This is a genomic window from Isoptericola sp. NPDC060257, assembly GCF_042726645.1.
GTDB lineage: Bacteria > Actinomycetota > Actinomycetes > Actinomycetales > Cellulomonadaceae > Isoptericola > Isoptericola nanjingensis.
The window spans coordinates 1-6,139 of the sequence record NZ_JBHXAW010000265.1 but is presented as its reverse complement, the minus strand read 5'-3'; the positions used below and the strand labels follow the sequence as shown (position 1 = coordinate 6,139).

Annotated in this window: 6 protein-coding genes; 2 read left to right on the top strand and 4 right to left on the bottom strand. The window is 75.6% G+C overall.

What is annotated here, in order from left to right; translation table 11 throughout:
- Window positions 1-227 precede the first annotated feature (227 nt).
- Window positions 228-1,253: a L,D-transpeptidase family protein gene (locus tag ACFWEK_RS17590; RefSeq protein WP_430554861.1), complete on the top strand. Its 1,026-nt coding sequence runs from the start codon at window positions 228-230 to the stop codon at window positions 1,251-1,253.
- A gap of 32 nt (window positions 1,254-1,285) precedes the next feature.
- Here ACFWEK_RS17590 and ACFWEK_RS17585 read toward each other — a convergent pair whose 3' ends face one another.
- Both ACFWEK_RS17585 and ACFWEK_RS17580 read right to left on the bottom strand, forming a co-directional pair.
- Window positions 1,286-2,524, bottom strand: coding sequence for a UDP-N-acetylmuramate dehydrogenase (locus tag ACFWEK_RS17585; protein WP_430554860.1), 1,239 nt, complete (start codon window positions 2,522-2,524; stop codon window positions 1,286-1,288).
- Window positions 2,521-3,795, bottom strand: a complete 1,275-nt coding sequence (locus ACFWEK_RS17580; protein WP_430554859.1) for an MFS transporter — start codon at window positions 3,793-3,795, stop codon at window positions 2,521-2,523. Before ACFWEK_RS17580 ends, ACFWEK_RS17585 begins: the two co-directional genes overlap by 4 nt.
- A gap of 101 nt (window positions 3,796-3,896) precedes the next feature.
- Here ACFWEK_RS17580 and ACFWEK_RS17575 point away from each other — a divergent pair, with 101 nt between their 5' ends.
- Window positions 3,897-5,033, top strand: coding sequence for a LacI family DNA-binding transcriptional regulator (locus tag ACFWEK_RS17575; protein WP_430554858.1), 1,137 nt, complete (start codon window positions 3,897-3,899; stop codon window positions 5,031-5,033).
- A gap of 7 nt (window positions 5,034-5,040) precedes the next feature.
- On the opposite strand, the gene ACFWEK_RS17570 is transcribed toward ACFWEK_RS17575, so the two are convergent.
- Together ACFWEK_RS17570 and ACFWEK_RS17565 are read right to left on the bottom strand one after the other, a co-directional pair.
- Entirely contained in the window at window positions 5,041-5,712 is a 672-nt protein-coding gene (locus tag ACFWEK_RS17570) for a GNAT family N-acetyltransferase (protein ID WP_430554857.1), read from the bottom strand.
- The coding region (locus ACFWEK_RS17565) for a penicillin acylase family protein (protein WP_430554856.1) at window positions 5,709-6,139 on the bottom strand (431 nt) is incomplete at its 5' end. The genes ACFWEK_RS17570 and ACFWEK_RS17565, both read right to left, overlap by 4 nt.

Here is a 6,139-nt window from a genome sequence, read left to right as displayed (position 1 = left end):
GACCCGATGACGCGAGAGATCGCTTGCTGGAAGGGTCGGTGGGTCGTCGTGGGCGCCACAACGTTCTCGCCGCGTCGTGCGTCTGAGCAGGTGAACGGCAGACGACAGGTCACGACACGGTGACGATCACGACACGACCGGAGCGCTGCGGTCGCGTTCGGGGCACCCGCGGGGCACGGTAGTACCCCGCGGCGCGCCTGGTGCGCCGACGGCGCGGAAGGGGCTCCATGCGTACGGTTCCCAGCCTGAGGCGACGCCTGACGGCGTCGCTCGTCGGCGTCCCGGTGGTGCTCACCCTGGCTCTCGCCGGGTGCGCTCCCCTGTCCGGCGAGACCGAGCCCGAGCCGGGCGCGGCCCCCACGACGTCCGCTCCCCCGTCCGAGGACGGCGCCGGGTCGACGTCCGACGCGCAGGGCCGTGCCGACCAGGACGCGCAGGAGCAGGCCGACCGGGAGGCCGCCGAGAAGAAGGCCGCGGACGAGGCCGCCGCGAAGGAGAAGGCCGACCAGGAGGCCGCCGAGAAGCGGGCCGCGGAGAAGGCGAAGAAGGCCGCGGAGAAGAAGGAGGCCGAGAAGAAGGCCGCCGAGGAGGCCGCCGCCAAGGAGCAGGCGGAGCAGGAGGCGGCGGAGAAGAAGGCCGCCGAGGAGCGGGACAAGATGCTCGAGTACGGCGACTCCGGTGAGCGGGTCGTCGCGCTGCAGGAGCGGCTGCAGGAGCTCGGGTACTTCATCCAGGAGGCCGACGGCAGCTTCGGACCGGCCACGCAGCAGGCCGTCTGGGCGCTGCAGAAGGCCGCCGGGCAGTACCGCGACGGCGTCGTCGGCCCGAAGACGCAGGCCGCGCTGGACGACGGCGTCCGGCCGCAGGCCCACTCGTCGTCCGGCAAGGCGGTCGAGATCGACCTCGACCGACAGCTGCTCATGACCGTCGAGGGCGGCAAGGTCACCCGGATCATCAACGCGTCGTCGGGCAACGGGGATACGTACGAGGCCAAGGGCCGCAGCTACCACGCGACGACGCCGCGCGGCTCCTATGCCGTGTACATGGAGCGCAACGGCATGCACGAGTCCACGCTCGAGCTGGGGTCGATGTACCGACCGAAGTACTTCTCCGGCGGGTACGCGGTGCACGGCTCGGGATCCATCCCGCCGTACCCCGCGTCGCACGGCTGCGTGCGCGTGTCCAACGCGGCGATGAACTGGCTCTGGGACTCGTGGGGCATGCCGAAGGGCACGCCCGTCATCCTCTACTGACCACGACCCCGCGTTGTAGGCGCCACGACGGTCTACAGGGCGGTGCCGACCAGGACCGGCTCGGGCTCGAGCTCGATGCCGAAGGCGTCACGGACGCCGTCGCGCACGGTGCGGGCGAGAGCCACGACGTCGGCCGCCGTCGCGCCGCCACGGTTGGTCAGCGCGAGGGTGTGGCGCGTCGACAGGCGCGCCGGGCTGTGCTCGCCCGCGAGCCCGAAGCCCTTGGTGAACCCGGCGTGCTCGATGAGCCAGGCGGCGCTCGTCTTCACGAGCGTCGGGTCGACGACGCCGAGGCTCGGGCTCACGGTGGACTGCGGCGTCGCGGAGCGGACGGCGAAGCGCGGCGCGTCCGCGGGCAGGTCGTCCGCCGCGTCGGCGGGCAGCACCGGGTTGGTGAAGAACGACCCCGCCGACCAACGGTCGTGGTCGCCGAGCGGCGCCCCGCCGACGCCGTCGAGCAGCATGCCCTTCCCGCCGCGCAGCTCCAGCACGGCCTCGCGCACGTCGGCCGACGGGGCCCGCTGCCCCACCTCGACCCCGAGGCGCCGGGCCAGCTCGCCGTAGCCGACGGGCGCGGACAGGCTGCCGAGCCGCATCTGCAGGTTCACCTCGAGCACCACGTACCGCGGCGTGGGGTACCAGGGCGCGCCCGGGTCGTCCGGGTCGCCCGACCGCATCGTCCGCTTGAGCAGCGACGTGCGGTACCCGAACCCCAGCTCGCTGAGCGTGAAGGTCCTGCGGGCGTTCGTGGCGCGGTCCCAGGTCACCACCGACGCGACGACGCCGGACACCTCCTGGCCGTACGCGCCGATGTTCTGCACGGGCGCGGCGCCGATCGTGCCGGGGATGCCGGACAGCGCCTCGACCCCCACCCATTCGTTCGCCACGGCCTCGGCCACGAAGGAGTCCCAGTCCTGGCCGGCGGGCAGGCGCAGGCTCGCGCCCCCGCACGCGCCGTCCGTGCCGCACGAGTCCTCGAGGTCCGCGTCGAGGCCCTGGCGCACGTCGCGCACGACGACGCCGGCGAACCCCTCGTCCGCGACCAGCAGGTTGGAGCCGCCGCCGATCACCAGCAGCGGCCTGTCGGCGTCGTCCGCGGCGCGCACCGCGTCGATCAGCTCGGCCTCGGACTCCGCCTCGACGTACTCGTCGACCGGCCCGCCGACGCGCAGCGTCGTGAGCTCGGAGAGCGCCGGGGCGGCCGTGTCGCGCCCGTCGCGCTCACGGGCGGGCTCGTCGGCGGACGGCGTGTTCAGGGTCGACAGGCTCACTCGCCCAGCGTACGCGCCGGGTCGGGAGCGGCCGGCAGGGGCCTCGCGGCCCCCGCGACCAGCAGACCCACCGCGACCGGCACGGCCAGCACCAGCAGGGCGTCGCGGTAGCCGACGTGCTCGGCGAGGAAGCCGATGAGCGCCGGGCCGACGAAGAACGCCGAGTACCCGACGGTCGAGACGACGGAGACGCGCAGGGCGGCCTTGCGCGGGTCGTCCGAGGCGGCGGACATGCCGAGCGGGAAGCCGAGCGAGGCGCCGGCGCCCCAGACCGCGACGCCGACCAGCGCGATCCACAGCGTCGGCACGAGCGCGAAGACCACGACGCCCACGAGGGCGGCCGCGCCGCACACGCGCAGCATGGTCACGCGGCCGTAGCGGTCGATGAGCGACGTGCCCGCCAGCCGGGCGAGCGTCATCGCGCACAGGAAGACGGCCAGGCCGATCGCGCCGACGGAGTCGTCGGTGCCGAACCCGTCGACGACGACGAGGCTCACCCAGTCGTTGGCGGCGCCCTCGGTGAGCGCGGCGGCGAGCACGACCAGCCCGACGAGGAGGGTGCGGGACTCGCGCCAGGTGGCGAGGGTGTCGCGCAGGGTGTGTCCGGTGCCCGTGTCGACGGCGGTGGCCGGGTCGGCCTGCGCGTCCGTCGCGCCGCCGGCCGTGCCGGCAGCGGCGTCCGCCGTCGGCTCGAAGAAGCGCACGCAGGCCACGACCACGATCAGGTCGATCACCATCACGGTGATGACGTGCCCCGGCAGCGAGGCGCCGGCGTGCGCCGCGAGGGCGCCGATGCCCGCGCCCGCGACCGTGCCGAGCGAGAAGCCGGCGTGGAAGCGCGGCATGACCGACCTCCCCAGCCGCTGCTCGACGACGGCGCCCTCGAGGTTCATCGCGGCGTCCCAGATGCCCACGCCCATGCCGCCGAGGAAGAGGCCGACCCGCACCAGCATCGGGTGGTCGCCGTCGACGGCGAGGGTGGCGACGGCGAAGCCCGCGGCCGCCAGGGCGGCGAACGACACGCAGGTGCGACCGGCGCCGATGCGCGAGGCGATCATGCCGGACAGCGGCAGCGCGACGAGCGACCCGATCGCGCCGGTGAGCAGCAGCACGCCCATCTCGGCCTCGGAGAAGCCGAGGCCGTCGCGCACCGCGGGGATCCGGGAGGCCCACGTGGCCATGCCGATCCCGGCGACGACGAAGACCGCGAAGACGGCCCAGGCGGCGCGCACGGCGTGCGCGGGCGGCCGGGTGGGGAGGTCGGTGCTCACGGTCCGACGCTTCCCGAATCCGCCACGCGGGTCAAATCGATTCGAGCATGCGCTGGTCAGCGCGGGTAGGCTTCGCCCCGGACCTCGCCGGAAGGAGCCCCATGGGCCGCAGCAACGCCCGACCGACCCTCGCGCGGGTGGCCGAGCTCGCAGGCGTCTCGGTCTCCACCGCGTCCCTGGCGTTCTCGGGCGCGGGACCGATCACCGCCGAGACGCGCGACAAGGTGCTCGCCGCCGCCGCCGAGCTGGGCTATTCCGGCCCCAACCCGCTCGGCCGGCAGCTGCGCTCGGGCCGCTCCGGCATCGTGGGAGTCGTCCTCGGCGACCAGCCCGGCCGCGCGTTCCGCGACCCGGTGGCGGTCAAGGTGCTCGACGGCCTCGTGGACGTGCTCGGCGCCGAGGGCCTGGGCGTGCTGCTCATCCCCGGCGTGCGCGCCGTCCCGGGGCCGCGCGTCGACGGCGAGGAGACGGCGCCCGTGCCCGCCGTCGACCCCCTGCTGGAGTCCGCCGCCATGGACGTCGCCGTGCTCGTGTGGGGCGTGCTCACCGACGACGCGACGCTCGCGGCCCTGCGTCGCCGCGACGTCCCCGTGGTGGTCGGCGAGGGCGGCCGCGTCGAGGGCGCACCGCTCGTGGCCCTGGACGACCGGGCGGGCACGGCCCTGGCCGTGCGCCACCTCCAGGAGCTGGGGCACACCCGCATCGCGGAGATCACGCTCCCCCTCGACGCCGCGGAGCGGTCCGGTCCGATCGACGCGGCCCGCCTCGCCCAGGCCGACCGCACGTCGACGCGGCACCGCCTCGCGGGCGTGCGGGACGCGGTCGAGCCGGTCATCTCGTGGGAGACGCCCGCGTCCCTCGTGGAGCACGGTCGCGACGCCGCCACGGAGATCCTCGGGGCCTGGGTGCCGGAGACGGAGCGGCCGACGGCGATCGTCGCCCACTCGGACCTGCTCGCGGCGGGCGCCGTCATCGCGGCCCGCGAGCTCGGGCTGCGCGTACCCGACGACGTCTCGGTCGCCGGCTTCGACGGGATCGACCTGCCGTGGCTCTCCCCCGACGTGCTCACCAGCGTGCACCAGCCGCTGCAGGCCAAGGGCGCCGCGCTCGGCCGCGCCGTCCTGGGCGTGCTGGGCGGCGAGGAGCCCACCTGCACCACGCTGCCCGTCGAGCTCGTGCCCGGCACCACGACCGGGCCCGTGCCCGACGTCGTCCGCCCCGCCGACGCGCAGGCCTGACGCCGCCTCAGCCGTCGGTGCCGAGCGCCGCCGCGACGATCGCCTCCGCGCGCTCGCGCGGGCAGAACGCCAGCACGGCCTCCTTCGGCCCCTGCGGGGACTCGAAGCGCACCGTGCCGGCGGCCTCGAAGCCGAACGCTGCCATGCGGGCGACCGCGGACCGGTTGCGGGCGTCCGGCTCGCCGACCAGCCGCCGCGTGCCCGGGCGGGCGAACGCGAAGGCGAGCACGGCGGGGCCGACCACGGCCCAGGGCGCGACGTCGTAGCGGGCGGCCGGGCCGTCGCCGCCCTTGAAGAAGTGCATCCCCAGGTCGCCGGGGAGCGCGTCGTAGGCCGTCGAGACCGGGTCGTCCTCCGGGTGGTACAGCTGCACCAGGACGACCGGCTCGCCGTCCCAGCGCACCAGGTAGGCGTGGTGCGTGGGCAGGGAGTCGACGAACGCGTACGTGTCGCTGAGGTCCTCGCGGCTCAGCCCGGCGAGCCCCCAGAACCCGGCGTGCGGGCGGTTGACCCACTCGTGCAGCACGTCGAGGTCGGCGACCGGGTCCAGCACGTGCGCCGTGACCGTGCCCGCGCCCGGGACGTCGGCGCGCCACACCTCCGCACCGCGCGCTCCGGACAGCAGTCGGTCGGACGTCGCGGGCTCGGACAGGGAAGCGGACAGGGGCTCGGTCGTCATCGGTCCTCCGGGGGTCGTCGGGTCGGCAGGGGCTCGGGGCGCAGCCGCGCCCAGTCGGTCTCGATCGGGACGGTGCGGGCGTCGGCCCACGCGGGGTGCTGGTCGGCGAAGTGCGCCGAGCGCGGGTCGCCGGAAGCGCCGAACGGCACGCCCCAGCGGCTGCGTCGGCGGTCGCCCAGGTCCCAGACCCAGCGGGCGACCGACCCGTGCAGGACGGCGTGCGTCACGCCGGGCACGCCCGCCGTGCAGCGGACGGCGTCGCCCGCCCCGCCCAGCGGCCGCGCCTGCTCCTCCGGCACCGCGGGCACCGCCGCGCCCGGGACCAGGCCCAGCGCGTGCAGCGGGGCCAGGCGGTGCAGGTCGCCCCACGTCTCGCGTGCGTCGTCGGGTGGGTCGGGGAGCGCGTCGGCGCGCCCGTCGACGTCCG

Excerpts from the sequence above, each read along its gene's own strand:
- ACFWEK_RS17570 (WP_430554857.1), bottom strand. The coding sequence starts at position 5,712 with ATGACGACCGAGCCCCTGTCCGCTTCCCTGTCCGAGCCCGCGACGTCC.
- ACFWEK_RS17575 (WP_430554858.1), top strand. The coding sequence starts at position 3,897 with ATGGGCCGCAGCAACGCCCGACCGACCCTCGCGCGGGTGGCCGAGCTC.
- ACFWEK_RS17590 (WP_430554861.1), top strand. The coding sequence starts at position 228 with ATGCGTACGGTTCCCAGCCTGAGGCGACGCCTGACGGCGTCGCTCGTC.